This is a genomic window from Bradyrhizobium sp. CCBAU 11361, from assembly GCF_028128935.1.
GTDB classification, from domain to species: domain Bacteria; phylum Pseudomonadota; class Alphaproteobacteria; order Rhizobiales; family Xanthobacteraceae; genus Bradyrhizobium; species Bradyrhizobium niftali.
This window is the reverse complement of sequence record NZ_LBJZ01000191.1, coordinates 114806-141671: the sequence shown is the minus strand read 5'-3', so window position 1 is coordinate 141671 and position 26866 is coordinate 114806. Positions and strand designations below refer to the sequence as shown.

Here is a 26866-nt window from a genome sequence, read left to right as displayed (position 1 = left end):
TCATTCTCCCGACGGCTCGACCACGGCGAGCTCGACGCCTTCCTGCACGATGTCGCCGACCTTGCACTTGATCGACTTCAGCACGCCGGCATAGGGCGCACGCAGCGTCTGCTCCATCTTCATCACCTCGAGCGTCAGGATCGGCGCGCCCTTCTCCAGCGTTGCGCCCTCCTCGGCCAGCACGGCGACGACCGTGCCGGGCAAGGGTGCCGCGATCTTGTCCGCGCCGGCCTGCTCCTCGGTCTCGCCGCCGAACGGATCGACCCAATGCAGGTCGAAGCGGCCGTGGCGCGTGCGCAAATAGAGTTCATGGCCGTCGATCACGGCGGCGACCGACGATTTGACGCCGTCGAGCGTCAGATCGAAGCCGCCATCCTTCGGCGCAATCGCGAAGGCCAGCTCGCGGTCGCCGATCACAAGCGTCGACGGCCCGCTGCCGTAGTTGAGGGTGATCTTCTGCTCGGGCCCATGTCCGACACCATGTCCGACGCGGAAGGCAAAGCTGCGCTGACGGCGGCCGACTGGCATCCAGCCGAACGTCTGCCAGGGCGAATTCGCCTCTGCCTGCGCCGCCTCTCGCTCGTCGTTCACGATCGCGGCGACCGCGGCGCAGAGCTCGAGCTCGCCGGGCGCAGGCGTAGCCTGCGTCAGCACCGCCAGTTCGCGCTCGATGAAGCCGGTGTCGATCGCATTCGCCCGCACCTTTTGATGCGTGATCAGCGCCGACAGGAACGGGATATTGGTGACGATGCCGCGGACGTCGGAGTCCTCCAGTCCGCGGTTCAGCCGCTCGATCGCGACATCCCGGGTCGGTGCCCACGCGATCATCTTGGCCAGCATCGCATCGTAATAAGGCGAGACGCTGTCGCCCTCGCGATAGCCGGCGTCGATGCGGAGGCCGCCGGTTTCCGCGGGCAACCGCCAGGTCGAGATCCTGCCGACCGAGGGCATGAAGTTCTTGGTCGGATTCTCGGCGTAGACGCGCGCCTCGACCGCGTGGCCGTTGAGGCGGATCTCGTCCTGCCTGAGCGGCAGCGCCTCGCCGAAGGCGACGCGCAGCTGCCATTCGACGAGGTCGATGCCGGTGATCAGCTCGGTCACGGGATGCTCGACCTGGAGACGCGTGTTCATCTCGATGAAGAACACGTCCTTGCCGTCTGAAACGAACTCGATCGTGCCGGCGCCGACATAATCCACCGCGCCCGCCGCCTTGCGCGCCGCGGCGCAGACCGTCTCGCGCTGTGCCGCATTGAGGGTTGGCGACGGCGCTTCCTCGATCACCTTCTGGTGCCGGCGCTGCAACGTGCATTCGCGCTCGAACAGCGAGAGCAGATTGCCGTGGCTGTCGCCGATGATCTGCACCTCGATATGCCGGGGATTGTCGACATATTTCTCGATCAGCATGCGATCGTCGCCGAACGCGGCCTTGGCCTCGCGCTTGGCGCTGACGATCGCAGGGCCAAGCTCGGCGGCCGAGCGCACGATGCGCATGCCGCGGCCACCGCCGCCGGCCGATGCCTTGACCAGAATGGGAAAGCCAATCTTGTCGGCGGCCTTCGCCAGCGTCGCCTCGTCCTGGGCCTCGCCGTGATAGCCGGGCACCAGTGGCACGCCGGCCTTCTCCATCAGCGCTTTCGAGCCGGACTTCGAGCCCATCGCCGTCATCATCCCGGCGGTCGGCCCCACGAAGACCAGCCCCGCATCGAGGCAGGCATGCGCAAACTCGGCATTCTCCGACAGGAAGCCGTAGCCGGGATGCACGGCCTCCGCGCCGGTCTTGCGCGCGGCCTCGATCAGCCGCTCGACGTTCAGATAGCTGTCGCGGGCCCGCGCCGGCCCCAGCAGCACGGCCTCGTCGGCGAGCGCGACATGCATCGCGTCGCGGTCGGCCTCGGAATAGACCGCGACCGTGCGCAGGCCCATGGCGCGCGCTGTGCGGATGACGCGACAGGCGATCTCGCCGCGGTTAGCGATCAGGAGGGTGCGAAAACGCCGGTAGAGCATTGAGCGGTCCATCGCATTACATCCTGAACAGGCCGAATTTCGTCGGCTCGATCGGCGCATTCGACGCCGCCGAGAGGCCAAGGCCGAGCACGAGGCGCGTGTCGGCCGGGTCGATCACGCCGTCGTCCCACAGACGCGCGGTCGCGTAATAGGGATGCCCCTGGCTCTCATATTGCGCGCGAATGGGCTCGCGGAATTTATCTTCCTCGTCCTTCGACCAGCTATCGCCCCTGGCCTCGATATTGTCGCGCCGGACCTGGCTCAGCACCATCGAGGCCTGCTCGCCGCCCATCACCGAGATGCGCGCGTTCGGCCACATCCACAGGAAGCGCGGCGCGTAGGCGCGGCCGCACATGCCGTAATTGCCGGCGCCGTAGGAACCGCCGATCACCACGGTGAATTTCGGCACGGACGCCGTCGCGACCGCCGTCACCAGCTTGGCGCCGTCGCGCGCGATGCCGCCGGCCTCGTATTTCTTGCCGACCATGAAGCCGGTGATGTTCTGCAGGAACACCAAGGGAATGCCGCGCTGGCAGCACAGCTCGATGAAATGCGCCCCCTTCAGCGAGCTCTCGCTGAACAGGATGCCGTTGTTGGCGATGATGCCGACCGGATAACCCCAGATATGAGCGAAGCCGCACACCAGCGTCGTGCCGTAGAGCTTCTTGAACTCGTCGAATTCCGAGCCGTCCACGACGCGGGCGATGATGTCGCGCACGTCGAACGGCTTGCGGCCATCGACTGGCACGACGCCGTAGATCTCCTCGGCTGCGAACAGCGGATCGCGCGGCGGATGCATGTTGAGGTTCGGCCGGCTCGACGGCTTCAAGGTGCCGACGATGCGCCGGGCGATGCCGATCGCATGCGCGTCGTTCTGGGCGTAGTGATCGGTCACGCCCGATTGCCGCGAATGCACGTCGGCGCCGCCGAGCTCCTCTGCGGTCACCACCTCGCCGGTCGCCGCCTTCACCAGCGGCGGGCCGCCGAGGAAGATGGTGCCCTGGTTGCGCACGATGATGCTCTCGTCCGACATCGCCGGCACGTAGGCGCCGCCGGCGGTGCAGGACCCCATCACGATCGCGACCTGCGGGATGCCTTGCGACGACATCTGCGCCTGGTTGTAGAAGATGCGGCCGAAATGGCGCTCGTCCGGAAAGATCTCGTCCTGGAGTGGCAGGAAGGCGCCGCCGGAATCCACCATGTAGACGCAGGGGAGATTGTTCTGCCGCGCGATGTCCTGCGCGCGCAGATGCTTCTTCACGGTCATCGGATAATAGGTGCCGCCCTTGATGGTGGCATCGTTGGCGACGATCACGCATTCGCGGCCCGAGATGCGCCCCACCCCGGTGACGACGCTCGCCGAATGCACGTCGCCGCCATAGAGGCCGTAGGCCGCCAGCGGCGACAGCTCCAGGAACGAGGTCCCGGGATCGACCAGCAGGTCAACGCGCTCGCGCGCCAGCATCTTGCCGCGCGAGGTGTGGCGGTTGCGCGAAACCTCGCCGCCACCGCCGGCAACCTGGCTGAGCTTTTCGCGCAGGTCCGCGACGAGGGAGCGCATGGCCTCGGAATTGCGCGCAAAGTCTGATGAAGACGGATCGATGCTGGAATGGAGCGGCATGTTGTCCCGCGTTTCTGGTGATCAGGTGAGAGACCGCGGTCAGGTGGGACCGCGGCAATTCCAATTGCGCTGGACCTACGCCGTCTCGGCCATCAGCTCGCGGCCGATCAGCATGCGGCGGACCTCGGATGTACCCGCGCCGATCTCGTAGAGCTTGGCGTCGCGCCAGAGACGTCCGACCGGAAATTCGGATGTGTAGCCGACGCCGCCGAGCGCCTGGATCGCCTCGCCCGCCATCCACGTCGCCTTCTCGGCGGAATAGAGGATCGCCGCCGCGGCATCCTTGCGCAGGGTCCGCGCATGGTCGGCGCGGTCGCAGGCGCGCCCCACTGCATAGACATAGGCGCGCGTGGCCTGCCAGGTCGCATACATGTCGGCGAGCTTGCCCTGCATCAGCTGGAAGTCGCCAATCGGCTGGCCGAACTGCTTGCGCTCGTGCATGTAGGGCACCACCGCGTCCATGCAGGCCGCCATGATCCCGAGCGGGCCGCCCGACAGCACCGTGCGCTCATAGTCGAGGCCGGACATCAGCACCTTGACGCCCTCGCCCACCTTGCCGAGCACATTCTCTTCCGGCACCTCGCACTCGTCGAAGAACAGCGGATAGGTGTTGGAGCCGCGCATGCCGAGCTTGTCGAGATGCTGGCCGTGGGTGAAACCCTTGAAGCCCTTTTCGACCAGGAAGGCGGTCATGCCGCGCGGGCCGGCCTCCGGATCGGTCTTGGCGTAGACGACCAACACGTCGGCGTCGCCGCCATTGGTGATCCACATCTTGGAGCCGTTGAGCACGTAGCGATCGCCGCGCTTGTCGGCGCGCAGCTTCATCGAGACGACGTCGGAGCCCGCGCCGGGCTCGGACATCGCCAGCGCGCCGACATATTCGCCGGAGATCAGTTTTGGCAGATAGCGCTGCCGCTGCGCGTCGTTGCCGTTGCGGCGGATCTGGTTGACGCAGAGGTTGGAGTGGGCGCCGTAGGAGAGCCCCACGGCTGCGGAGCCGCGCGAAATCTCCTCCATGGCGACGATATGGGCGAGATAGCCCATGTTGGAGCCGCCATATTGCTCCGGCGCAGTCATGCCGAGCAGGCCGAGGTCGCCAAGGCGCTTCCAGAGGTCCGCCGGGAACAGGTTGGCCTTCTCGATCTCGGCGGCGCGCGGGGCGATCTCCGCCTCCACGAAGGCGCGCAGCGTGTCGCGCAGCATGCTGATGTCTTCGCCCAGATCGAAATCGATGCTCGGGATGTTCAAGGCGATTCCTCCGTATTCTTGTCGGGTCCGAACCTACCCCCGCCCAGGCGTCCTGGCGGTCGAAAAGGTTGCATTTTCCGCCAAGTTTGGCGAGGATTTTTCATGCCGTTCCAAGCCGCAACCGCGACGCCTCGCCGCGCCATGACCCCAGCCGCCTTCGTCCGCGGCGTGGTTGCCGCTTATGCCCTTTATGGGCGGGATCCGGCCGAAGCATTGGGCAAGGGGCAGGTCACCGAGGACCTCGTTCGATCCCAGGACGGACGGGTGACGGCGGTCCAGTTCGAGACGCTGGCCGGCCACGCCATGCGCGAGCTCGACGACGAGGCGCTCGGCTGGTTCTCGCGCCGGCTGCCTTGGGGAACCTACGGCATGCTGTGCCGTGCCTCGATCACGGCCCCCAATCTCGAAGTCGCGCTAAAACGCTGGTGCCGGCATCATCGCCTGCTGACCGAAGACGTGCTGTTCGAGCTCTCGCTTGGTGATGAGACCGCGACCATCTCCCTTCGCGAACAGCGCGACCTCGGCCACCTGCGCGAATTCTGCCTCGTCACCCTGCTCCGCTATATCCTCGGCTTCTCCTGCTGGGCCGTCGATTCCGCGATCGCGCTGCGTGCGGCCGCGTTTCCCTATTCCGAGCCTGGCCACGTCTCGGTCTATCCGACGATCTTCTGCAGGCATTTGAGCTTTGATGCGGATGGCGCCCGCATCGTGTTCGACAAGCATTATCTTTCGCTGCCGCTCACGCGCAGCCCGGCCGATCTCGACAACATGCTCAAGGGCGCGCTGAGGCTGACCGTGCTGCCCTATCGGCGCGACCGGCTGCTGGTCGAGCGCGTGCGTCGCGTGCTGCGCAACGCGCGCGGACGCAGTCTCGGCGCCGAGGATGTCGCAAGCGAGCTGGCGCTCTCCACCCGCACCATGCACCGGCGCCTGCGCGAGGAAGCGACCTCGCTGCGCGATCTCAAGGAAGAAGCGAAGTTCGAGCTCGCCAAGCAGGAGCTGATGCGTGGCCGCACCCCGATCAAGCGGATCGCGGAGATCGCCGGATTCCGCAACGAGAAGAGCTTTTCCCGCGCCTTCCGCAGCTGGACCGGCGCCTCGCCGCGTGAGTTTCGCGGAAGGTATCGCTGAGGCCTGCGCAAGGCCGCGGCCCGGCAGGACTTGCCAAATCACATGTCACAGTTAGGTGAGTTTCTAATGTGTTAGTATTCGGCTTTTGTGAAATCCCGATCGATCCACGCAAGGGAGTCCCCCTATCCTGCCGCCGCCGCGACCTCCTGCAACGGCAGCGGCACGTCCTTCGCGACGCCCAGCACCGGGAAGCTGCGGACGTTCTTGACATCAGGCATCGCGGCGAAGTGCAGCAGCTGCTGGCGCATGCTCTCGACGCTCGGCGCGACGCATTTCAGGAGATAATCGGTGTCGCCCGAAATCCGCCAGCACTGCTGGATGCGCGGGATCGCGGCGATCGAGCCCTCGAACGCCTCCAGCACCGGCTGGGCCTGGCTGCCGAGCTGGATCGACACGAACGACACCACCTCATAACCGAGCAGCCGCTCATCGATGACGGCGCGCACCGCCCGGATCACGCCGCGGCTGAACAGCGACTTCAGCCGCCGCAGACAGTTGGGCGCGGAGACGCCGACGCGCAGCGCCAGCTCGTTGTTGCGCACCCGCCCGTCCTGCTGCAGCTCGGATAATATCTTCAGATCGACGCCGTCGAGCTGGTCACGCCCGGCCATACCCCACCTCGCCCTGAGCCTGTCATGCCTGGTGCCAGCGAAGCATGGGGTGGAATTGCTGCCAAGGGCCATCCCCCCGGGGCGGCGCTATCGAGTTCGGGGGAATACCTCCCCACCGTCATGGCCGGGCATAGCCGTCTGAAGGACGGCGTCGCTTCCGCTCGCCAATGTCCCGGCCATCCACGCTCTTTCACGCGGCCCAAAACGTGGATGCCCGGGACAAGTCCGGGCATGACGAGTACATCACGTCGTATGAAGTCGGAGAAGCCGCCCGCCCCTCAATGCGTCCAGGGCTCGCCGCGCCGAAACGAGAAATTGTCGGCATAGGCAACCGGCCGGCGGATCGAATCCTGGGGCTCGATCACCTGGTAGGCGATGCCCTTGCGCTCGCAATAGGCGACCGCCTCTTCCTTGCTGTGGAAGCGCAGCGTGATCTGCTGCTTCATGTCGCCGGACGAGGTCCAGCCCATCAGCGGCTCGACCGCGCGCGGCTGCTCCGGCTCGTAGTCGAGCTGCCATTCCCGGGTCTTGGACCGGCCGGATTGCATCGCGTTCTTGGCGGGCTTGAAAATGCGTGCGGTCATGGGTCGTCCGGGCCCTTTCGTCTTTTCGTTCGATTTGGATGCGTCAGGGTGGCAGTTGGTGGAAACCTCAGGGATAGTATAGAGACACCGATCGGGAACTGATCGGTGATTCCGGCTCCCCGGTCACCCTCACCGACGGTATAGTCATTATGCTGCACCGTGACAATTCCGTACCCGCCTTCCGCGCCGGGATTCCGCCCGGCCGCACTGCCTCGTCGACATCAGCATATCCGTCCCCACCGAGAGCGCCCGTCGCATGGCCTTCCTGAACATCAACGCCACGCTCCCCGAAAAGGGTCGCGACCTCAGGCTCGACCTGTTTCGCGGCGTCGCCAACTGGGCGATCTTCCTCGACCACATCCCCGAGAACGTCGTGAACTGGATCACGACCCGCAACTACGGCTTTTCCGACGCGGCCGACCTGTTCGTCTTCATCTCCGGCTACACCGCCTCCTTTGTCTATGCGCGGATGATGCTGGACCGCGGCTTCATCGTCGGCGCCACGCGCCTGACCAAGCGGGTCTGGCAGCTCTACGTCGCCCACATCATCCTGTTCGTGATCTACATCGCCTCGATCAGCTATCTGGCGCTGCGCTTCGGCGATTCAGAGATGATCAACGAGTTCAACGTCGCCGGCCTTGTCGACAACGCCACCGAGACGCTGCGGCAGGGCCTGTTCCTGCGCTTCAAGCCGCTCAATCTCGACGTGCTGCCGCTCTACATCGTGCTGATGGGACTGTTTCCACCGGTGCTGTGGTTCATGCTGCGCAAGCCGGACGTGACGATGGTGCTGTCGATCGTGCTGTGGCTCGCCGCGCGCCATTTCGGCTGGAATCTGACCGCCTATCCGGCCGGCCAGTGGTACTTCAACCCATATTGCTGGCAGGTGCTGTTCGTGTTCGGCGCCTGGTGCGCGATGGGCGGGGCGCGGCGCTCGATGACGCTGATCAACGCGCCGATCACGCTGTGGCTCTGCCTTGGCTATCTCCTGTTCGCGCTGATCATGACCATGGCCGGCCGCTTCCCGACCTTCGGTGGCATGTTCCCGCAATGGCTGTTCTCGGCCTTCAACCCCAACGACAAGACCAACCTTGCGCCCTACCGCTTCATCCACTTCGTCGTGATCGTGATCCTGGTGATCCGCTTCGTGCCGAAAGACTGGCCGGGCCTGGAATGGAAGGTGTTCGATCCGCTGATCGTATGCGGCCAGCAGTCGCTCGCCGTGTTCTGTGTCGGCGTGTTCCTGTCTTTCGTCGGTCATTTCGAGCTGTCGATGAGCTCGGGTTCGCTGTTCGCGCAGCTCTTCGTCAGCATCGCCGGCATCGCGATCATGACGACGGTGGCCTATTACATCTCGTGGTCTAAGCGGCAGGACAAGCCGTTGAAGCCACCGCCGGCCAAGCCTGCGGCAGCGAAGGCCGCGTGAGCTCGGCGGCAGCGATGCCGCCTCAGGCCGCCTCTTCGCCGTCGAACTCGGTGAATTTCCTGTAGATCCAGTCGCGGCCGTCGTGCCGGCGCCAGACCTTACCATAAACGAGCTGCCCATTGATCGAGCGGCGCGGCACGATCACGGTCCAGAGGTGCCAGATTTCGGTCCAGCTCGACTGCGGACTGACGGTTTTGAAGTTGCTATCGAAAGGCATGACGCAGAACTCACAGGATAGGCGCGCCGCGACGAACTGTGATCTTGTGTGAGCACGGATTCCAGGCAGCCCATCGCGAGCCGGCACCAATCTGATAACAGCCGCCAAAGTGGCCGCAACAACCGCTCGCCCTTAACCTAACCCATCAACCTTACCTGTCGCGGACCGGTGGCCGGACTGGTTGAAAGCCGGCGCCGTTTTTTCTACAATGCAAGCGTGATTTCAGAACAGGCGCGCCGTTTTCGGGACGCGCGATGAATTTGAACTGACGTCGCGTTTTTTTTGAGAACCTGGACTTTTTGAAAAAGACTTACTGGGACGACGACAATGAAATTGCAGTGTGCATGTCTGCGCTTGGCGGTGAGATCGACGCCGCCCGTCCCGGCCGTCAGGACGTCAGCTCATGAGCCGCCAAAGGCCGCCAACGACAACCAGACGGTCTGGCCGTTCGTGCCGTTTCCGTCCGGTTGGCACGCGTCGAGCTGATTGGCCAGTTCTGAAGAACGTGACACCTGAAAAGCGCAACGCCGCGCAAGCGGAAAATCTTCGCTTGGCGGCGTCCGTTAGGTATTGGGCGCTGAAATCCCCAACATCCATATGTCTGTGGCGACAGCCAAAGGTTCGATGAATCTTTGGTAATTGTGCGCTGGCCCGCCCGCGCCAATGCCTTGAAAAGTCGCGCGGAAGTCGGGCTGCGCAAAGAACGAGTGCCAAGGCTTCAGGCCGGGATCAGGCGCGAGCTGAGCAAGCGTTTCAGCACGCATACGCTGCGCGGCCCGCTGCGGCGATCGCGCCCAGCTAGACGGCGGCGCTGGCGCTGGACGTGCTGTCGGATGCGTTCGTGGCAGTGCCGAGCGATCTTTGCGAATTGTAGGTCTGTCCGGCCTGATGGCCTTGACTGCCTTGCGCGCTCACGGGCGTCTCGACCTCGGTCGTGCCGTCGGAATAGGTGGTCGTGGTGGCGCAGCGCGGTTGCGCGCCCTATCCGCTCCTTCAACGCGCTGGGCCTGCAAAGCAGGCGCCGGCAGCGTGAGAAAGTACGATCCGGCACGCATTTTCCGCGCCGGACGGCAGCAACCAATTGCCGCACGGCGCGTTGCAGCTTTTGCCCATCCGTCCGGGGCACCGGCGCGCGCCAACGATCGGCGCGCGTGCCGTGGATGGGAGGTCATCTCGTCTCACGTCCGTGTGAGCTGGAGCGCGATCGGTGAATTTCGACGCGCGAGACGAGACCAATGAACAACGGGCCGCAAGACAGGGGGAGCTGTGAGCCAAATCGATACGACCGAGAAACTCCCGGAGGCGCCGGAGCCCGAAAGCTCGCTGTTCGCAATGTGCGGACTTGGCGTCGCGGGGATCGTCATGCTGGGTTGGATCTGCGCCCTCGCCTGGATCGCCTGGCGCTTGGCCGATTGGCTATTGTTCTGATCCGCGGCTGTGGCCCCACGGAAACTGCCGTGTCATGTTTCTGCCGCCGGCCAAATCTGCCAGTTCCCGTAGGAGCGTCACGGCGGAAACCTTCATAAGGAACGCCATGGAATGCCGCTTGCGTCCCGCGGGAGTTAGTCTATCGATTGCCGCCGATTCTTGATAAATTCCTTCTATGACTCGTTGGGAAATTTAATGGGGCGGCACTACGATCGAGCTCGGTGGCTTTGGGTTCTTGCTGCCCTCCCGCCCGCGCTTTTCGTGCTCTTCTTCCTTGTGTTGACGGTCCTTGCAGATCCGCAACACGACGATTTCTGCTTTTCGTACCGATTTGTCGAGCAGGGGCTGATCTCGATCCGGGGCTTTTACGGGGAGGTCGGAGGTCGGATCGTACCCTATGGCCTCATCGACGTTCCCGCTGCCATCTCGCAAGCGACAGGCATAAGTCTGCTGTCCGCCTATTCTCTGACCATGGCAACAGGCGCAGTTGCTTTCCTTGCCGGCTGCATGGCCGCGGTCGCGCGAGCATGGTCGCGCATTCGCGGGCTGCCATCGATTTTCCTCGGTCTCGTTTTCGCCGCTGCGGTGCTGGGTGCTTCGACGAGCGTGCGCGATCTGCTCTACTGGCTGCCCGGCGTGGCCTGCTATGTGCCCCCCCGCGATCGCTTGCATCCTGATTTTGGCTGAATGCCTTCGGGCCCTCGACAGTAAGGTGGAGTTTTCGACCGGTGCGATCTTCTGCATGGCGGCTGGCGGCTTCGTTGCAGCCCTGTGCAACGAGTTTACGGCCATATGGCTCGTCGCGATTCTCGTGGGCTCAACCGTCGCGCGTCGTATGCTTGACCAGAAGATGCAGATCGGCGCTCACGCGCTGATCGCAATTGCGGTCACGGCCGGCTGGGTGATCGTTGCTGCAGCCAACGGCAACACCGCACGTATGGCGCAGTTCGCCGACAGGGGCCATATCGGCCATTCGCTCCTCGAGGCGCTGCGTTTCTCGATGGTGCAATTCGGACAATTCCTGCGCGAACCCGCGATGATCGCATGGCTGGTCGCCGTCGCCGCCTTGACTTACACAATCCCTGAACGGTCCGAGGCAGCTCATCCCCGTGCGCGCTTCCTGGCGCCCGGCATCATCGTTCTCTGTCTGGCCTGTTGCTACTTCGAATACTTCGTACACTATTATTCGACGGGGATTCGGCTGGTTGAACGGGCGCAAAACCAAGCGCTGATCCTGCTTCTTTTTCGGCTCCGGCCTGTCTGCTTCCTTGCTGGTCCGAACCTACCGGAGTTCGCTGGAGCGGATGATTGCGCAGAGCGCGACCATCTCGTCCCTCAGCTCGGAACGCCTTCCCGTCGCCCTGGCTTTTCTTGTCGCAGCATTGCTTCTGCTTAGCAAAACGGCGTTCCTGGTCTACGTGGAAGGATCGAGCCTGTATCCGTACTGGCGGGAAAAAGTCGCGCGGCACCGGCTTCTTACGACCACCAGCGCTTCGGTCGTGACGGTGCCGAAGCATCGATGGACGCCGTCTCTGCTGCTGAGTGCCGACGTGATGGTGAATACGGGATGCATCGCCAGATATTTTGGCAAAACCGAGCTGATCGTCGTTGAGCCCCCTGCAGATTGAAGACTGCCCAATCCGCCGGCGACGATGACGGAACAGCGTAAGAACCGCGTGTCAGAATCACGTCAGAACCGCAGGGGAAAAGTTTAGGAGATTCAACGTCGGGACTGGTCGGGGCAGCTGGATTCGAACCAACGACCTGCAGTACCCAAAACTGCCGCGCTACCAGGCTGCGCTATACCCCGAATGTCCGGCGAGCCCTGTCGATACACGCTTCCCAAGGCGCCAGCAAGCGTCCTAAGAGGCGCCAGCAAGGCTGGCAAGGCCCTCAACGGATGGCTCTATTTGCTGCCGAACAACGGGTGGCCGACGCGGTCGCCGGGGCGGATGCCGTATTTCTGCGCCGTTCCCGCCACCACCTCCAGAACCGCCCGCGCCGGGCCCTTGGACGAGATGATCTTGGTCGACAGCGGCTCGGTATTCTCGGCTATGCGCAAGATGCGGCCGTCGGCGCGGATGAAGATCATGTCGAGCGAGACATAGGTATTCTTCATCCACATCGACACTTCCTGCTCGGGATTGAAGTCGAACAGCATGCCTTTGCCGTCGGCCAGCTCCTTGCGGTACATCAGGCCGGTCTGCTTCTCCTCCTCGGTCGTTGCCACCTCTACCGAGAACACCTGCACGCCGCCCTTGGTGACGATCTCGAGCGGCTGAAAGCTCGCGGCGCGGACGGATCCGCCCGCCACGACAACGCCGGCGACGACCAGGATGGCGGCAAGCCAGCCCTTCGCAACGGACCAGACAGCCTTTCGATCAAGATTCATGGGATGGCACTCAGGGCGTGGGAATGGAACAGTCCTACGCGGCGACCGCCCGAAAAGCCAGAGGCGCGCCGGTCAGCCGGCGCGCCTCTGCTCACGATTGCGGGAATTGACGACCCGGCCGCCGCTAGTGCGATTGCAGTCCAGGCGATCCGGTCTCGGGATGGATCTCGGCCGCCATCATGCCCTTGGAGCCGGGCCCGAAGCGAACCAGCACATATTGGCCGGGGCGCAATTCGGTCATGCCGAAGCGGCGCAGCGTCTCCATGTGCACGAAGATGTCGGGCGTGCCCTCGCCGCAGGTCAGGAAGCCGAAGCCGCGCAGCCGGTTGAACCATTTGACCTGGGCCCGCTCCAGCCCGCTGGTCGGGGTGACCGTGACGTGGGTGCGCGGCGGCAGCATCTGCGCCGGATGGATCGCGGTCGACTCGTCCATCGAGACGACGCGGAACGCCTGGTAGCCCTTGGCGCGCTGGATGCACTCGACGACGATGCGGGCGCCCTCATAGGCGGTCTGGAAACCGTCGCGCCTGAGCACGGTCACGTGCAGCAGCACGTCCGGCCAGCCATTGTCGGGAACGATGAAGCCGTAGCCCTTGGAAGCGTCGAACCATTTGATGACGCCGTGGACTTCGACGAGATTGGCGCTGGCTTCGCCAAGGCCGGTGAACGGGCTGAGCCCGCTCTCGCGGCCGCTGCCGTGCTCGCCCGGCGTCATGCGCCCCGGCGAAGTGCCCTGTCCGGGAACTCCAAGCTTCTTGGACTCAAATCCGTCCGACGACCCCATAACCCCGGACCCCACACTGCCATGCAACCCGCCACATTGGCGGCGCTCGAATCACGCGTCTTAAGAGAATGTTCTCAATTCGACGCGACGCGAATCTTTCGACTCAAAAGATAACACTCCCGGTTGCGACGCATAGACAAAAAAGAGATTCGCCGGAACCTATGAACAGCTTGCACAGCCGCGAATCAAACTAACGCCTCAATTGCCGACAAAGGGTCCGAGCGTTTCGCCGATGTCGTGGCGGATGACGAGGTCGGCGATGTCGTCCTGCTCGGTCGGCTCGCGATTGATGATCACCAAACGTGCACCCGCGTTCTTCGCCATCATCGGAAAGCCCGCCGCCGGCCACACCACGAGCGAGGAACCGATCGCGATGAAGAGGTCGCAGGCGCGCGACAGCGCGGTTGCGCGCTGCATCTCCTCCTCCGGCATCATCTGGCCGAACGAGATCGTGGCGGTCTTCACCGGCTCGTCGCACACGGTGCAGTTGGGGGCGCCGTCCTCGATGAAACGGCGCTTCACCCAGTCGAGCTGATAGGCCTGCCCGCAGCCGATACATCGCGCATAAGTAGTATTTCCGTGAAGTTCAATCACGTGCTCGCTGGCGAAGCCCGAGGCCTGGTGCAGATTGTCGATGTTCTGGGTGATGACCGCGGGGATCTTGCCGGCGCGGTAGAGCGAAGCGAGCGCGCGATGGCCGCGGCCGGGCCGTGCCGCCGCAAAGGTCTCCTCCATCGCGAAGCGTCGGCGCCAAGATTCGTCGCGCGCATCCCGGCTCGCGACGAACTCGCCGAACTCTATCGGACGATAGCGCGTCCAAATTCCGCCCGGCGAGCGGAAGTCGGGGATGCCGCATTCGGTCGAGATGCCGGCACCGGTGAACGGTACGATGGTCTTCGCCTCGGCGATCATGTCGCCGAGACGTTCGACGCCGCTGCGAAGATCCGATGCAATCAATCGCACGCCTCCCGCTTTGGTCCTGCGCTAGCTGCAAGATGCGCAAGCGGCAAGATTGTTGACGCTGTTATCAACCGCGAACGCAATGCACTCGGCAATTTTTTCCGCCCTTCGCATATCACAATCCTGCAATGCCTCCTCCCCATTGACGCCCCAATCAGAAGCGCCAATGCATGTATTGACGCGACTCAAGGCGAGGTGCGGCGGCAGCGCTTGAGCACACACGTAGACATAGCCCAGTAGGCACAAGCCCAATAAACGCAACCCAAGTAACATCGTCCAAGTGCGAACAGAGGGGATGGACATGACCGAAGACGAACAACGCAAGATCCGTGAACGCGAAGAGATCGCCGCCCGTGTCGCCGCCTTCCGTGCCACCCAGGAGAAATTCAAGCGCGAGCGGGAAGAGTATTTCGTCTCGACGCTCGAGAACGCCCGCAAGGTCGAGCGGCCCTCGCTCTGGCCGTAGCGCTCGCCTGATCGCCACGCATGAAAAAAGCCCGGAGCATCGCTCCGGGCTTTTCACTTAGCCCACCGTTACCAGTGACGATAATAGTGGCGGCGATAATACGGTCCGTCGCCATAATAGGCGTACGGGCCAGGACCGTAGTAGGCCGGGCCGTCATAATAGCCGTAGCCCGGACCGTAATAGCCGTAGGGGTGGGACGCAGCGATCGCGCCCGCGGTGATCGCGCCGGCGGCTAGACCGAATGCGAGGCCCGGACCGATGCCGCGACCGCGCGCCTCGGCAGGCGCAGGCGCCGCCACCGCGGTCACGCCGACGGCTGCGACGGTGGCCAGAACTGCCAGTGTCTTCTTCATGAGTTCCTCCTTCGCGTCCAGGGGAGACAACGCTGGGGACGTTTGATGGTTGCGCGCGGCGCGGAACCGAAGCCCGTGGCGCGGAACCGAAGCCCGTCAAAAAAATGTCGATGCGAGCGGAACGAACTCGCCGCATGTCGGTTGGACCTGCAAGTGCGAAGCCTCCGCTATCCGGTGAAGGCCAGCACGAAAGCCCCGTCAGTATCCTCCGCGATGCTGGCGGGGTTTTTAGTTCCACGGGAGCAAATGGCAGCAAGGAATAACAACTGCCAACGGGGCGGAGCGCCGAGGAGGAAAGATTGCCGATATCCGCTTTGCTGGCTCGTATCCGCCGACTTGTTCCCAGATCCGGCGATCAGCATTACGACGAGATCGTTCGCAATTTCGGTGTCGGCACGCTGCGCCCGCCGCCGACGCCGATGAGCGACGGCGAACTGGCGCGGGCCATCGCCGAGTTCCTCAGGGAACAGCCCTCCTCCGAGTCCGTCGCAACCCTCGGCCGGCGGCTCGACCCCTCCTCCCGGCTCTAGGGCGCACTTCCATTTGGCTTTTCGGCGGATCTTTTTTCCGCGAGCCGGGAACAAAACGCCGCGTATGCAAGTTGAGGTTGTCTTCACGCAAGTGAGGTCCGACATGCCCGTGTGGCTTGAAGTCTTGCTCAACCTGTCCGGCTATGCCGGCTTCGTCGCGCTCGCGAGCCGCGGCACTGCGTGCCCGCGCGCGAGCGCCGACGACCGGATCTGCGGTGACGAGCGCTAATTGGTGTGCGGCGCCTGGCCTGCCGTGCGCACCAGCCGGTCGGCCTTGACCGCCACGCGCGTGTCCTCGAGCTGCGGCCGCAGCGAAAAACTGATCACCACGAATGCGAGGCAGAACAGCGTGCCGACGATGGCAACGCGCCGGTAGGTATGCCGGTCGCCTTGATAAAAGGACGGCTCTGAAAATGGTGTCATGGCAAAATGGCTTCTTGGCAAAGTCGCTTCTTGTCCTTGCCAGACACCTACTCCAATCCGCGGCAAGCGCAACGCGATTGGGCTTTTAACCTAACCGAATAGGGTTATCGCTTCCCGCGCAAGCTTTCGTTAGGAGTTGGCGCAGCGCGTCGAGACTCTCGGCGGGCCGCTTCAGGCGTTGCGCGAACGCCAAGGTCTGCGAACGCCAAGGTCGGCCCGCCATCCGCCGACCGGCTTTGTTCCAGCTTCGCCTGCATTTCGTTCTCGAAGAACGAATCGGAATCGAAGAAATCGGCGCGGAGCAACTCTTAACAAGCGGTGTGGATATTCCCGTCATGTCGCCTCACCGAAATCGATCGCACCGATAGCTTGCCGCTGCGCGGCCTTACGTATGACCTTGCGTGCCTGTCGGACTAGAACACTGCTGCGATCCCGGCGAACATCCCGATCAGCCGGCGCGCATCCATGTCGCTCTCCCGTCGCCAATGTCCTGCGCGGGAGACGAGAGCGGCACTGTGCGACACCTCACGCTGTCTCGTTCTGACACGCGCGTTCGCGTCGATGTGGAGGAGCGCAACTTGTTCTGCATCCGACTCCATTTCGTTCTCGAAGAACGAATCGGAGTCGAGAAAATCAGCGCGGAGCGATTCCTAACGATCGATGAAGCGGCGTGTCGTCACGTCATCGCCGGCAGAAATCTTCGCCGGCAGACATCTTGGGCGCCGAAATTTCGCGACCACCGCAAACACGATACGATCTCGCGCTCCATCGCGGCCGACGTCCGGCCGAAGCCTCATCAGGCCGCGCGCTTCTCTTTGCTCTTCTCGGAGAAGCATTCGAGGATCTGGATGCGGAGCTCTTCTGCCGCCGGGCCCTCGACCTTCCTGAGCTGATTCCAGAGCCTGATCACTTCGCGCTGTTTTTCGACGGTCATGAGTCACCTCCCAAAGGATTCCAAAAGAGCGATTCCAAAAGATGATGGCTCATAGGAACAAAATGAGAACAAAAAGTCCAGCCCCCTCGCGCGCGATTTCCACGCACATCGTCTTGAACCTTTTGGGCGCAGCAAAGACCCATCAAGGCTGGGGATTTCAGCGCCCAGTCATACGGCAGCGCCGCCTGACGAAGATACTCCGTCACCGCGGCGCTGTTGCTTTTTGGATTTTCAACCCTAGGTTTGAACTAAGGCTGACGGCCAGGCGCTGAAATCCCATCGCCGTCAGTTTGGAAAGCCCCGCGCGAAAGCGCGGGGTTTTTCTCTATCTCGTCTTCGGAGGCTGAACCTTTTGCCGGGCTCGCGCGTCTCATTCCTGAAGCTTCCCCCAGGCTTCACCCCCATCAGAAAACCCCGCTTCCCCCAGGCGGGGTTTTCGCTTTTGCGGACGTCGCGCGGCCCAAGAGAAAAACAAAGAGAGAAAAACAAAGAGACAAAAACAAAGACCCCGCTCCGACGTCATCGGAACGGGGCTCTGGGCGCAGAAGCGGTGCGCGATGGCCGGATCAGACGGCGTCCTTGGCGACCTTCAGCGGCGAGGCCTTCACCGACTTGCTCGCGGGCTTGGCCGCAAACTGCATCGGCTCCTTGGTGAAGGGATTGACGCCCATGCGGGCTTCGGTCGCCGGCTTGTTCACGACCGACATCTTCACGAAACCGGGAATGACGAACTCACCGGACTCGTTGAGCTCCTTGTAGCCGACCGTCGCCATGTACTCGATGACCGACTTCACGTCGTTCTTCGCAAGCTGCGTGCCCTCGGCAATCGCATCGATCAATTGAGTCTTGGTCATCTTCGCCATGTCAAACGTCCTTCTGAATTGGGTGCGCGCGCGCTTTGAGGGTACCGTGCCGGGCACGCGACAAAGCCGCGCAGCGCGCTTTGTGTTCATGCCAGCGGTCAGGAAGTCACCGGGCTTAGAACCCATCGGGGCCGAAAACGCAAGCCGCAGTTTGACGTGAGTTCCGTCTCTTTCGGCGGGATAACAGCGCCTGTATCGACACGCGACGATTCGAATTCAGCAATAACCGTAGAGGGTTCTGCCGGTGCCGCGAGGCAGCATCGATGCCCGTATCACCCGAAGTCGCGGAAGCCCCACGCCAGGATTCCGAACATCAGGACAACAATGCCGGCCGAGCCGACGACGACAATGAGCACGACCCTGGTACCGGAGAGGCCTGCCTGCCTTGCCCTGACGGCGGCATAGAACAGCAAGACGAACAGCAGCGGGCCGATCAACAGCAGCATTGCCTGCTCCCTGAGACGCGGAAAGATGAGTGATCCCAAGGCGGGTTCTCTTTCGAGAGCATTTGCTGCATAGTGCCGCCATGGCCAAAACAAAAGTGACGTTTAGAGCGGTCCGGATCGCCGATGGCGACTGGAAGATCCTGGCGGACTACCCCGACCACGAACAGCGCGAAATCACCGGATTCACCAGCAAGGCGGATGCCGACGACTGGATCAACGGCGATCGCAAGATCGCGTGGCTCCGTTCCCAGGGCTACGCCAAGTGACGTAGCTGTCGCGCGCAACAGCGGCGTTCACGGGCGGTCGCAAGATACCTCATCGTGAAACCTGTGGTTCAGACCGCGTTGTTGACACTTCAGTAACCCAACGCATCCAAGCTCCCCTTGGTATCGTTGCGTTGGAGTATCCCACAGTGCTGGATTTTCACGAGCTGCGTGAACTCGCGGCCGATGTTCGCGTGTTTGTTGATGTCGCCGAAGACAAGGCCGAGGCGCTCAAAGCCGTCATCGCGGCCTATGACGTCGTGTTGGCAATCTTCCCTTCCGAAGAGGGCATGGGCCTTCATGTCATCAAGGGCAAGGAGATCCTGGACACGATCGCAAGGTCGCGGACCCATGCGAGCTACAGCCACACGGCGATTGCGGTCCCTGACCTGCAGCATGCACAGGCGCTCAAATACTTGACCGCGCCTGTCGAACAACGGATTGCAGCCTAGGACGGTGAACTCGTGTCCCGGACGCGCTGCAGCGTGCAACGCTGCTGCGCAGAGCCGGCACCCAGCAAGCCACACACTGCACAGCCGATAGATGGGCCCCGGCTCTGCAGCCGCACCGCGGAAGGCGCGCTGCGCTGCGTCCGGGGCAAGAACGCACAGCACGACGCACTGTCGCCGCACAGCTCCCATGGCGATGACGCCCAAGCCCGACTGGCGGGATGCCTCGGCTACTGTATGGTCGGGTGTTTCTCGCGAGGGGCTGATGAAAATTGCCATTGTTATCGCCGGCTTGATCATCGTTGCCGTTGCCGCCACCGTGGCGATCCAGCCAGGCTTTTTGAAGCCTGCATCGCTGTCCATGGTGAAAAAGTCCGACATCCTCGGCTTTTCCCCCGGGATGACATTCGACGAAGCAAACAAGGTCGTCACGCAACGCCGCTACCGCTGCCGCCAGCTTCGCGGGTCCTACGCCCTCGAATGCGCAGTCGATGGCGCCAAGCTCACGATCGATGGCGACGACGTCGACGCCAAGCACCCCATCTGGCGCGTCCATGCGGTGCTGAGTAATCCGGGGCCGCAAGACGCCGCCGTCAAATCGATCTCCGACCAGTTCAACGCCCAGCCGACCAGGGACGCCCGAGAGGGATGGATCTGGACCGTCGGCCGCGGGCTGAAGCTTAGCTACGACGGCATCGCCTTGAAGCTCGTGGACGAGGCTGAGGAGGCCCGGCTCGGCAAAGAAGGATCAAAGCGCTAGGAACCGCTGCGCTGACGTCAATTGAGTGCACTGTCACCGTAATCAAACTTGCCCGATCACGCGTGCGCCACTGTCACTCCGCCTTGATGTTGGCGTCCTTGATGATCTGCTGATACTTCGCCATCTCGGCCTTGATGTAGCCCGCGAAATAATCCGGCGTGGAGCCGAGCGGTTCGAATCCGAGAAGCGCGAAGCGTTCCCTCACCTCCGGCCGCTGCACGATCCTGGCGACCTCGGCTTGAATTGTCGTGACGAGGTCGGCGGGCAAGCCCTTGCCGATGCCATTGAAATCCGCGGGGATCATTCACTCCTGCATGTCCCTGGTCGCGAAGTGACATCCAAACGCCACCAGGGCCAGAGTAAACGATGAGCCGAGCAGAATACGCAGAGCCAGTTCGGTCCCCTCGCTCACATACCTGGACATCGTGCCGGTGCGCGTAACGCTCGGGATGTGCGGCATCGGGCGCTTGAGGAGAACTCGCCAAAAGCACGAGCCACGCGACGGTGCCGCAAATCGCTGCAACCCTCGCAACCTTTCCGAGCCTCTGAAGCCAGCGCTTCATGCCTCCCTCAGCACCTTCAAAACGCTGAGAACGACAAAAGCACCCAGACCGTAGATGAGCGCATTCACGACCCAGGAAATGGCGATACCGATGAAGGTGGGTCCTCCGATCACTCCCCAGAAAAAATATGCGGCGGTGATGCCAGGCCACTCCAGCGAAAGATAAGCGAAGTCGGTCAGCGGCTCGATGGCGAGGAGCACCGCCGAGACGAACCCCCCGATGGCCAATGCGATGAAGAGGTTCGTCTTCACGGAGGGCATCAAAGACCCAGCAGCCCGGCGATAACGGGAATGAGAAAATAGGCGGCGATCCCGAGCAGGCCGCCCACGACAAAGCGTGCAGCGCGGCCGTGAATCTTCGTGTCGAGCCACACACAAATGGCCACCGCAGCCCGTCGCAGCCAGCTACCGATGAGGCTTCCGACGAGATCGAACAGGAGTTCTGCAACGAATGCGGCCATGGCGTTTAGTCGCCCCCACCTTTGGCGGGGTTCAACCGCCGAGGGTTTGACCAATTAGGCGTCGGGATAAGGCGCAAGAGCGGGAATTTGGCGGCAATTGCGGTGACAGTGCACTAAATTCATCCGCCATCGCCCGGCCGGCACTGCGGGTTCAATCCACGCCTAGCGGACATCGCCAATTGAGTGCACTGTCGACGTAATACGTGCGACCGGCATGATAGCCAGACGGCCCAACCGAGACAATTCATGGCATGCAAGAACGTCTATCCATTCGCACTCGCAGTCCTGATGTTCGCAGGTTCGGCTCGCCTATCGGTGTTCGTCACGTGGCTGGGATTTCCCGACGGATTCATGTCTCAGCTGGATCGCGCCGAGCAGCAATTGGCCATCTGCCTGACCTGGTTCAGCCTCGCCTTCGGGATCGGATTCCTTGGCCTCGGCGCATGGTCATTCCGTGCAGATGTGAGGAAGCCACTGATATATGCGAGTATCCTCGTCCTGCTCGTTGCTGCGGGCTCTGTCGCGCTTGATCTGCATTTTCGAAGCTACATGATGGACAGCGCCGGTGGCTGAACGTCCGGCTCTACGGGTTCAGTCCACGCTTAGCGGAGAGCCCAATTGAGTGCACTGTCACCGCAATTTCCGTGGCGGCGAGAGTTGCTGCACTCATGGCAACAGCGTCGCGGAGGAAATCAAAGCCGAGCGCTCGGCAAAGCGTACAGAGGCCACGTCAACGTACTAACGGCGATTCAGTACAGGTAGAAGTACAATCACTCATCCCGCCAGCGCTTGATATCGACCGAACCAGCCCAGAGCGCAACTACGGTGACATAGCAACATTTCAAGCGTTCTGAGGGAAGTATCGGAAGGGGTCATACTACCCACCTTGGCCGCGCTTTTCGACTGTGCCTCGACCCAGCAATAGCGATAGATCTTGGTTGACCTGCTGCTGGTAGCCTTTGTCACCATGAACCGCACGCGCCAACTCAAGCTCGGTTCGGCCGGGACCCTTCTCTATCAGAAACTGCAAAACATCGATCTTGATCATAAGAGCCTCCATTGGAAGAGGCCCACCAATAATCACCGAAAAATGGGCCGCGCTAGTTCACTTGGAGGATTTATTTTGGGGGTTACCATCGCGAAAAGGCGAGGAACATTCCCACCACGACAACTGCGGCGGCAATTCCTAATCCTTGGGCACTGATCTTGATACCCCAGAAACTGATCTCGAACTTATGGTCGGACATAGCACAGCTCTCCATTTGAAAACTTGAGAGCTGAATTGCCGGGGGCAGAAATATGTGGCCCAAAGCGTGACTCACGCGCAAGAGGTAAACTGGGGGAAACGGGGACAAAGTCGAAAAAAGCTTCCAAAAAAATGCGTAACGCATAATTCCTAGCGAAATCCGCTAGTTGATGTTTGCAACATCGCTAATTGGAAGCGGCAAAAATTGCGATGATCGGTGCGAAATTCATAGCGATGATCCGGTGATTCGTACTCACTTTCCGGATTCCGCTCGTTCATGCGATGATACGCAGTCAGGCAATCAACGCAAAACGGTGGCGTGGATGAAAACTGCACTTCTCTTCGGCGCAACCGGCTTCATCGGCTCGCATTTGCTGAGCGACCTGTTGAACAGCCCTGACTATTCGCAGGTCATCGCGGTGGCCCGCAAGCCGCTGGCGGTGAGCCATCCGAAGCTCATGATGCTGGTCGGCGATCTCGCCTCGCTTCCCGCGCTGAAGCCACAACTGGTCGCCGACGAGGTCTTCATCGCGCTGGGAACGACACGCAAGCACACGCCTGACGAGGCCGAGTATTACAAGATCGATCATGATTATCCGCTGTTGGCAGCAGCGATCGCCAAGGGGAACGGTGCGCGGTCGGTGTTTCTGGTCACGGCCGTCGGCGCCAACGCCGGCTCCGGCGTGTTCTATGTCCGGACCAAGGGTGAGGTGGAGCGGGACATTCTCGCGCTCGATTTCGACCACACGCATATCTTCCGCCCGTCGATGATCCTCGGCGAGCGCGACGAGGATCGCCCGCGTGAACGTCTTTTCATCGCGATATGGGGCGTGCTCAATCCGCTGCTGGTTGGCCCAGTCAATCGGTATCGCGGGCTCACCGGCGACCAGATCGCGCACGCCATCGCCAAGGCCGCACGGCATCAAACGGAGAAGATCCGAATCTATCATTGGAACCCCCCCCCCCCCCCCCCGCACTGCTTCGGACGTGACGCAGTCCGAGCCGAACCAACACCCCTCACGCACATTTGCCCCCGCCCCCTGCCCCTCCTCCCCGTTTCCTGCTATCTCCTATCCCCGCCATCCCGGCCCAAAGCAAAACCCCACCCGTTCAAGGGAGCAACAACCATGCGATATCTCCACACCATGCTGCGCGTGCGCAATCTCGATGTCGCGCTGAAGTTTTACCAGGATGCGCTGGGGCTGAAGGAGGTGCGGCGGATCGAGAACGACAAGGGGCGCTTCACGCTCGTCTTCCTGTGCTCGGCTGATGATCTCGAGGCACTGAAGAAGCAGCCCTCGAGCCGCGGCGCGCCGCTGGTCGAGCTCACCTACAATTGGGACGAGGAGAAGTACGGCGAGGACCGCTTCTTCGGCCATCTCGCCTATGAGGTCGACGACATCTACGCCACTTGCGAGAAGCTGATGAAGGCCGGCGTCACCATCAATCGTCCGCCGCGCGACGGCAACATGGCCTTCGTCCGCTCACCCGATCTGCACTCGATCGAGCTGCTCCAGAAGGGCGAGCCGAAAGCGCCGCAGGAGCCGTGGTCGTCGATGCCGAACACCGGCCACTGGTAGGGCCTTTTCCATAGGAACAAGCCCTCGCCGCGCACGTTCACTCCTCGACAAGATGATTGGAGGAGGACGCAATGGGACGAGGATTGTTGTTGTGGATGCTGGGCGTGCCCATCCCGGTGATCATTCTGCTGTGGCTGTTCTTCGGCCACTGACGAGCTGGTTCAACCTGCAATGAAAGCTCTGCCCATGGCGGAGCTTTTTGCATGAGGGGCGCGCCGCAATCGCCGTCGTACGGCACAGGAAATTCCGCTATCACCCGCGTAGCGGTGGACTCGTAGCCCGGATGGAGCGACGCGCAATCCGGGGTCTGTTCGCGTGGTGAGACCGACCCGGATTACGCTTCGCTCCATCCGGGCTACGACGCTACGACACCGAACAACGCCGCGGGAGGAGCTTCATGCCTGACACCAAGCTGACGATCTGGGGCCGCGCCAATTCGGTCAACGTGCAGAAGGTGCTGTGGTGCCTCACCGAGCTCGGCCTGCCCTACGAGCGCATCGATGCCGGCATGCAATACGGCAAGACCCGCGAGGCCGAATATCTCGCGATGAACCCGAATGCGCGGATCCCGACGCTGGTCGAGGGCGACTTCGTGCTGTGGGAATCGAATTCCATCATGCGCTATCTCTGCCTCGCGCATGGACGCGGCACGCCGATCTATCCGGACGCGCCGAAGCTGCGCACCTCCATCGACCGCTGGCTCGACTGGACGCTGTCGGCGGTGCAGCCGGTCGATCGCCCGGTGTTCTGGGGCATCGTGCGCACGGCGCCCACTGAGCGCGACATGATCCAGGTGCAGCGCGATGCCGATGCCGCCGCCGAGGTCTGGGCGATTGCCGATCGCCTGCTCTCCACGCGCCGCTTCATGGAGGGCGAGCAGTTCACGCTCGCCGACATCGCGATCGGCTCCTATGCGCGGCGCTGGCTCGGCGTCGAGGGCATCGCCCGGCCGGCGCAGCCGAACCTGACGCGCTGGCTCGCCGAACTCGGCAAACGCCCCGGTTTTGCACAGTTTGTCGCGCCGCCGATGTCGTGAGCCGCTGATGCGGCTTAAGCTGCGATAAGCGCGCGATGAATCGCCGTTCTGGCGCAGGCGGCCGGCGTCACGCCCGCACTTGACGGCTACTGTGCATGGGGTTGTTTTCGCGGTTTTTTGTTTGCAGAGCGTTTTCAAGCGAAGTGGATACCGGTTCGCGTGAAGAAAACGCGTCCGAACAAGGCGCCCTAGCCCCAGCCGCGCTCGACCAGCAGCACGCCGATGATCAGCACCAGCGTCACGACCGCGGTGGCCAGCCGCGCGGTCCAGCTCAGGCCGCGGCCAACCCACCACAGCAGCGCGCAATACATCACCACGGGGACGACGATATCGAGGCGCAACAGATCCGGCGGCATGCGGCTCAACGCCGGACCGCGGCATCGCCGCGGATCGAGCCGCCGACCTTCACGCAGGTCCCGGTTGCCTCGACCATGGTGAAGCCAAGTCCATACGCGGCGCAGGAATTCGCCTTCGCCGTCCCGCCCGTACCCTTCAGCGGCAAGGTCTTGCCCGCCTGCAGCCGCTCGGCGGCCGGGAGGCGCGGGCGATCGGCCGCGGCCGCGGACGTGGCCAGCAACGAGATCAGGATGAGGAGCGGCGTACGCATCCCGGCGTTCTAGCCCGGCGAGGCGCCACGCGCCATGCGGGTAGCGCCAGGGCGATGTCAGATGAACTTGATGCCGGCCGACTTGCCGCGGCGCCAGACCACCTGGCAGTTCCGCCCGGTGCGGGCATCGCGCGCGAAGGCCAGCCGGATCACGCCCGGAAGCTGGCTTGCATCCTCGTCCAGGGTGATCTTGGCGCCCGAGCTCGAGATGTCCTGGACCAGGCAATGCCGCGCCGCGAATCCGCCCTCGAGCGTGATCCAGGCGTGCTGCGACAGCAGCTTGCGGGCTGCGCGCTTCTTGGGCGGTGGCATTGGCGTGAAATCTCCCGCTCCAGCGCTATCTCAGAGACCCCTAAGAAACCGTTGAAATCGGCTCCGAATCATCCCCTTGACCGCGCTATCCACGGTTCCAAAAGACCGTTCCCGAACGGCTTGCCCACGGGCCGAAAGGCCACTATACGTTCGCCCGCTGCAAGCCGCCGGGCACGACTCGAGCGGCGGCGGCCGTGCCGTTAAAAGCGGCGGGGCTTAGCGTTTGCTCCCTTCGTCTATCGGTTAGGACGCCACCCTTTCACGGTGGAGAGAGCGGTTCGATTCCGCTAGGGAGCGCCATCCGCGCGCGACGACGTGCGGGCAAGGCGGCGACAATCACCGCCATACCCGTGAACCTCCCCGGCCCTCACCTCCGACCAACATCCGATCGGAACCGGTGCAGGCCCATGGAACAGCCCAAATCCCCCTCGGACGGCCAAGCCGGCGTTGCCTCGCCGGCCCCGCCGCCCTGGATGCACCGCACGACGTCTTACGCACCGGACCGGCGCGCCAGAATGCTGGAGCACATGGCGCGGGCCAGATCGCTTCCGCAGCGCCAAGTCGCGACCGCGCCGGAGCTCTCGCGCGCGAGCGGCAAGGACATTCTCGGCGATGCCTACGGCTACGCGGTTCTGTTCGGGCTGATGGCCCTCCTCTTCATGTCGCGCATTCCGCTCTACCTCGGCGCCTTTCTCTTCTTGGCCGACGGTGAGCGCATCGAACGCGCGCTCGCAGCGATCGGCGTCCGGCTCGAGCCCGGTGCGGTCGGACCCGACATCATCAAGAACTTCGCATACCTGTTCGGATGGCTCGCGCTGCTCGCGTCCCTCAAAGGCACCGTAGCTGCCTGGCTGGTGCCGTGGATACCCCCGGCCGAGTCGTGGTCGTTCCTTGCCGGCATCGCCCTCGCGCTCGCCATGGTCGAAGCATTCGCAACGCGCGCGCTGCGGCGCGCATTGCCGTGGCTCGGATTGGAGATCGGTGCGGAGAGTCCGGCCTGGACGACGATCAGGCTCCTCATCGCTGTGGCCTTGCTGGCTTGTCTCGTTCTGCTCGGATCTCTCTGAACGCCACGGCCGCACCGTCGCTCTCAATGTTGTGAATTCGCGTGCCCCGTAATCGGGACCTTATGCCGCTTGTCCAGGTGCATGACCGAGCCGCGCGTTTAC

The 26866-nt window shown here is 62.9% G+C and carries 35 protein-coding genes, 2 tRNA genes and 1 pseudogene; 16 read left to right on the top strand and 22 right to left on the bottom strand.

What is annotated here, in order from left to right; genetic code table 11:
* The 3 genes from XI08_RS31635 to XI08_RS31625 all read right to left on the bottom strand — a co-directional run bounded on the left by XI08_RS31635 (position 1) and on the right by XI08_RS31625 (position 4828).
* Positions 1 to 2016, bottom strand: coding sequence for an acetyl/propionyl/methylcrotonyl-CoA carboxylase subunit alpha (locus tag XI08_RS31635; protein ID WP_271577375.1), 2016 nt, complete (start codon positions 2014 to 2016; stop codon positions 1 to 3).
* Positions 2017 to 2020: 4 nt separating this feature from the next.
* Entirely contained in the window at positions 2021 to 3625 is a 1605-nt protein-coding gene (locus XI08_RS31630) for a carboxyl transferase domain-containing protein (RefSeq protein WP_027542698.1), read from the bottom strand.
* A gap of 75 nt (positions 3626 to 3700) precedes the next feature.
* Positions 3701 to 4828 (bottom strand): isovaleryl-CoA dehydrogenase, encoded by a 1128-nt coding sequence (locus XI08_RS31625; RefSeq protein ID WP_271577436.1) that lies wholly within the window; start codon positions 4826 to 4828, stop codon positions 3701 to 3703.
* A 147-nt stretch (positions 4829 to 4975) separates the two neighbouring features.
* On the opposite strand from XI08_RS31625, the gene XI08_RS31620 reads away from it, so the two are divergent.
* Positions 4976 to 6004: an AraC family transcriptional regulator gene (locus XI08_RS31620; RefSeq protein ID WP_271577374.1), complete on the top strand. Its 1029-nt coding sequence runs from the start codon at positions 4976 to 4978 to the stop codon at positions 6002 to 6004.
* A 122-nt stretch (positions 6005 to 6126) separates the two neighbouring features.
* Here the strand turns inward: XI08_RS31620 and XI08_RS31615 are convergent, their stop codons facing one another.
* Positions 6127 to 6615, bottom strand: coding sequence for an Lrp/AsnC family transcriptional regulator (locus tag XI08_RS31615; protein WP_027542695.1), 489 nt, complete (start codon positions 6613 to 6615; stop codon positions 6127 to 6129).
* 278 nt (positions 6616 to 6893) lie between these two features.
* Complete coding sequence (locus tag XI08_RS31610; RefSeq protein WP_027542694.1) at positions 6894 to 7199, bottom strand: ETC complex I subunit; 306 nt, start codon at positions 7197 to 7199, stop codon at positions 6894 to 6896.
* 256 nt (positions 7200 to 7455) lie between these two features.
* On the opposite strand from XI08_RS31610, the gene XI08_RS31605 reads away from it, so the two are divergent.
* On the top strand, positions 7456 to 8625 hold the full coding sequence (locus tag XI08_RS31605; RefSeq protein WP_135173662.1) for an OpgC domain-containing protein: 1170 nt from the start codon (positions 7456 to 7458) through the stop codon (positions 8623 to 8625).
* A 22-nt stretch (positions 8626 to 8647) separates the two neighbouring features.
* Here the strand turns inward: XI08_RS31605 and XI08_RS31600 are convergent, their stop codons facing one another.
* Positions 8648 to 8842 carry a hypothetical protein gene (locus tag XI08_RS31600; RefSeq protein WP_271577373.1) on the bottom strand — a complete coding sequence of 65 codons (195 nt, stop codon included), beginning with the start codon at positions 8840 to 8842 and terminating at the stop codon, positions 8648 to 8650.
* A 1623-nt stretch (positions 8843 to 10465) separates the two neighbouring features.
* Here XI08_RS31600 and XI08_RS31595 point away from each other — a divergent pair.
* Together XI08_RS31595 and XI08_RS31590 are read left to right on the top strand one after the other, a co-directional pair.
* Positions 10466 to 10957, top strand: a complete 492-nt coding sequence (locus XI08_RS31595; protein ID WP_271577372.1) for a hypothetical protein — start codon at positions 10466 to 10468, stop codon at positions 10955 to 10957.
* Between the two features lie 25 nt (positions 10958 to 10982).
* Complete coding sequence (locus XI08_RS31590) at positions 10983 to 11666, top strand: hypothetical protein (RefSeq protein ID WP_271577371.1); 684 nt, start codon at positions 10983 to 10985, stop codon at positions 11664 to 11666.
* Between the two features lie 337 nt (positions 11667 to 12003).
* Here the strand turns inward: XI08_RS31590 and XI08_RS31585 are convergent.
* The 4 genes from XI08_RS31585 to XI08_RS31570 form a co-directional block, all read right to left on the bottom strand.
* Positions 12004 to 12080 (bottom strand) — tRNA-Pro (locus tag XI08_RS31585).
* A gap of 96 nt (positions 12081 to 12176) precedes the next feature.
* Positions 12177 to 12662 carry a DUF192 domain-containing protein gene (locus XI08_RS31580; protein WP_271577370.1) on the bottom strand — a complete coding sequence of 162 codons (486 nt, stop codon included), beginning with the start codon at positions 12660 to 12662 and terminating at the stop codon, positions 12177 to 12179.
* Positions 12663 to 12786: 124 nt separating this feature from the next.
* A complete protein-coding gene (locus XI08_RS31575; RefSeq protein ID WP_027542689.1) occupies positions 12787 to 13446 on the bottom strand; it encodes a cold-shock protein in 660 nt (219 codons plus the stop codon).
* A gap of 198 nt (positions 13447 to 13644) precedes the next feature.
* Positions 13645 to 14403 carry an SIR2 family NAD-dependent protein deacylase gene (locus XI08_RS31570; protein WP_271577369.1) on the bottom strand — a complete coding sequence of 253 codons (759 nt, stop codon included), beginning with the start codon at positions 14401 to 14403 and terminating at the stop codon, positions 13645 to 13647.
* 304 nt (positions 14404 to 14707) lie between these two features.
* Here XI08_RS31570 and XI08_RS31565 point away from each other — a divergent pair, with 304 nt between their 5' ends.
* Positions 14708 to 14872: a hypothetical protein gene (locus XI08_RS31565; RefSeq protein WP_164933808.1), complete on the top strand. Its 165-nt coding sequence runs from the start codon at positions 14708 to 14710 to the stop codon at positions 14870 to 14872.
* 68 nt (positions 14873 to 14940) lie between these two features.
* Here the strand turns inward: XI08_RS31565 and XI08_RS31560 are convergent, their stop codons facing one another.
* On the bottom strand, positions 14941 to 15225 hold the full coding sequence (locus tag XI08_RS31560) for a hypothetical protein (RefSeq protein ID WP_027542687.1): 285 nt from the start codon (positions 15223 to 15225) through the stop codon (positions 14941 to 14943).
* 299 nt (positions 15226 to 15524) lie between these two features.
* Between XI08_RS31560 and XI08_RS31555 the strand changes: the two genes are divergently transcribed.
* Positions 15525 to 15755, top strand: a complete 231-nt coding sequence (locus XI08_RS31555) for a hypothetical protein (RefSeq protein WP_027542686.1) — start codon at positions 15525 to 15527, stop codon at positions 15753 to 15755.
* Between the two features lie 103 nt (positions 15756 to 15858).
* Positions 15859 to 15984: a hypothetical protein gene (locus XI08_RS31550; protein WP_256374845.1), complete on the top strand. Its 126-nt coding sequence runs from the start codon at positions 15859 to 15861 to the stop codon at positions 15982 to 15984.
* Here XI08_RS31550 and XI08_RS31545 read toward each other — a convergent pair.
* From XI08_RS31545 to XI08_RS31530, 4 genes are all read right to left on the bottom strand, one after another.
* Positions 15981 to 16178, bottom strand: a complete 198-nt coding sequence (locus tag XI08_RS31545) for a hypothetical protein (RefSeq protein ID WP_027542685.1) — start codon at positions 16176 to 16178, stop codon at positions 15981 to 15983. The genes XI08_RS31550 and XI08_RS31545 overlap by 4 nt on opposite strands.
* 796 nt (positions 16179 to 16974) lie before the next feature.
* Positions 16975 to 17112: a hypothetical protein gene (locus XI08_RS31540; RefSeq protein ID WP_167770612.1), complete on the bottom strand. Its 138-nt coding sequence runs from the start codon at positions 17110 to 17112 to the stop codon at positions 16975 to 16977.
* A 566-nt stretch (positions 17113 to 17678) separates the two neighbouring features.
* Complete coding sequence (locus tag XI08_RS31535; RefSeq protein ID WP_027542683.1) at positions 17679 to 17975, bottom strand: HU family DNA-binding protein; 297 nt, start codon at positions 17973 to 17975, stop codon at positions 17679 to 17681.
* 272 nt (positions 17976 to 18247) lie between these two features.
* Positions 18248 to 18421, bottom strand: coding sequence for a hypothetical protein (locus tag XI08_RS31530; RefSeq protein ID WP_271577368.1), 174 nt, complete (start codon positions 18419 to 18421; stop codon positions 18248 to 18250).
* Between the two features lie 80 nt (positions 18422 to 18501).
* Here XI08_RS31530 and XI08_RS31525 point away from each other — a divergent pair, with 80 nt between their 5' ends.
* From XI08_RS31525 to XI08_RS31515, 3 genes are all read left to right on the top strand, one after another.
* Positions 18502 to 18687 (top strand): hypothetical protein, encoded by a 186-nt coding sequence (locus tag XI08_RS31525; RefSeq protein WP_027542681.1) that lies wholly within the window; start codon positions 18502 to 18504, stop codon positions 18685 to 18687.
* Positions 18688 to 18833: 146 nt separating this feature from the next.
* Entirely contained in the window at positions 18834 to 19136 is a 303-nt protein-coding gene (locus XI08_RS31520; RefSeq protein WP_027542680.1) for a hypothetical protein, read from the top strand.
* A 262-nt stretch (positions 19137 to 19398) separates the two neighbouring features.
* Positions 19399 to 19893: a hypothetical protein gene (locus XI08_RS31515; protein ID WP_271577435.1), complete on the top strand. Its 495-nt coding sequence runs from the start codon at positions 19399 to 19401 to the stop codon at positions 19891 to 19893.
* 73 nt (positions 19894 to 19966) lie between these two features.
* Here XI08_RS31515 and XI08_RS31510 read toward each other — a convergent pair whose 3' ends face one another.
* From XI08_RS31510 to XI08_RS31500, 3 genes are all read right to left on the bottom strand, one after another.
* Complete coding sequence (locus XI08_RS31510; RefSeq protein ID WP_271577367.1) at positions 19967 to 20197, bottom strand: tripartite tricarboxylate transporter substrate-binding protein; 231 nt, start codon at positions 20195 to 20197, stop codon at positions 19967 to 19969.
* A 255-nt stretch (positions 20198 to 20452) separates the two neighbouring features.
* Positions 20453 to 20716, bottom strand: a complete 264-nt coding sequence (locus XI08_RS31505; RefSeq protein ID WP_271577366.1) for a hypothetical protein — start codon at positions 20714 to 20716, stop codon at positions 20453 to 20455.
* Positions 20716 to 20916, bottom strand: a complete 201-nt coding sequence (locus tag XI08_RS31500) for a hypothetical protein (protein WP_271577365.1) — start codon at positions 20914 to 20916, stop codon at positions 20716 to 20718. The genes XI08_RS31505 and XI08_RS31500 overlap by 1 nt, the downstream gene beginning before the upstream one ends.
* A gap of 246 nt (positions 20917 to 21162) precedes the next feature.
* Here XI08_RS31500 and XI08_RS31495 point away from each other — a divergent pair, with 246 nt between their 5' ends.
* Entirely contained in the window at positions 21163 to 21489 is a 327-nt protein-coding gene (locus tag XI08_RS31495; protein ID WP_271577364.1) for a hypothetical protein, read from the top strand.
* Positions 21490 to 21793: 304 nt separating this feature from the next.
* On the opposite strand, the gene XI08_RS31490 is transcribed toward XI08_RS31495, so the two are convergent.
* Positions 21794 to 21964 (bottom strand): hypothetical protein, encoded by a 171-nt coding sequence (locus XI08_RS31490; protein WP_271577363.1) that lies wholly within the window; start codon positions 21962 to 21964, stop codon positions 21794 to 21796.
* 368 nt (positions 21965 to 22332) lie between these two features.
* Between XI08_RS31490 and XI08_RS46075 the strand changes: the two are divergent.
* The 3 genes and pseudogenes from XI08_RS46075 to XI08_RS31475 all read left to right on the top strand — a co-directional run.
* Positions 22333 to 22899, top strand: a pseudogene (locus XI08_RS46075) (NAD(P)H-binding protein); the annotation flags it as partial.
* Positions 22900 to 23289: 390 nt separating this feature from the next.
* On the top strand, positions 23290 to 23742 hold the full coding sequence (locus XI08_RS31480; RefSeq protein WP_027542672.1) for a VOC family protein: 453 nt from the start codon (positions 23290 to 23292) through the stop codon (positions 23740 to 23742).
* Between the two features lie 397 nt (positions 23743 to 24139).
* Positions 24140 to 24778 carry a glutathione S-transferase family protein gene (locus XI08_RS31475; protein ID WP_271577362.1) on the top strand — a complete coding sequence of 213 codons (639 nt, stop codon included), beginning with the start codon at positions 24140 to 24142 and terminating at the stop codon, positions 24776 to 24778.
* A 188-nt stretch (positions 24779 to 24966) separates the two neighbouring features.
* Here the strand turns inward: XI08_RS31475 and XI08_RS31470 are convergent, their stop codons facing one another.
* Genes XI08_RS31470 through XI08_RS31460 form a run of 3 tightly spaced genes read right to left on the bottom strand, consistent with a single transcriptional unit; the run spans position 24967 to position 25697 of the window.
* Positions 24967 to 25134 carry a hypothetical protein gene (locus XI08_RS31470; RefSeq protein ID WP_271577361.1) on the bottom strand — a complete coding sequence of 56 codons (168 nt, stop codon included), beginning with the start codon at positions 25132 to 25134 and terminating at the stop codon, positions 24967 to 24969.
* Positions 25135 to 25139: 5 nt separating this feature from the next.
* Positions 25140 to 25385, bottom strand: a complete 246-nt coding sequence (locus XI08_RS31465; protein WP_271577360.1) for a hypothetical protein — start codon at positions 25383 to 25385, stop codon at positions 25140 to 25142.
* Positions 25386 to 25442: 57 nt separating this feature from the next.
* Positions 25443 to 25697 (bottom strand): PilZ domain-containing protein, encoded by a 255-nt coding sequence (locus tag XI08_RS31460; RefSeq protein ID WP_027542669.1) that lies wholly within the window; start codon positions 25695 to 25697, stop codon positions 25443 to 25445.
* Between the two features lie 225 nt (positions 25698 to 25922).
* Between XI08_RS31460 and XI08_RS31455 the strand changes: the two genes are divergently transcribed.
* Positions 25923 to 25997 (top strand) — tRNA-Glu (locus tag XI08_RS31455).
* 107 nt (positions 25998 to 26104) lie between these two features.
* On the top strand, positions 26105 to 26764 hold the full coding sequence (locus tag XI08_RS31450; RefSeq protein WP_271577359.1) for a hypothetical protein: 660 nt from the start codon (positions 26105 to 26107) through the stop codon (positions 26762 to 26764).
* The last annotated feature ends 102 nt before the right edge of the window (positions 26765 to 26866 follow it).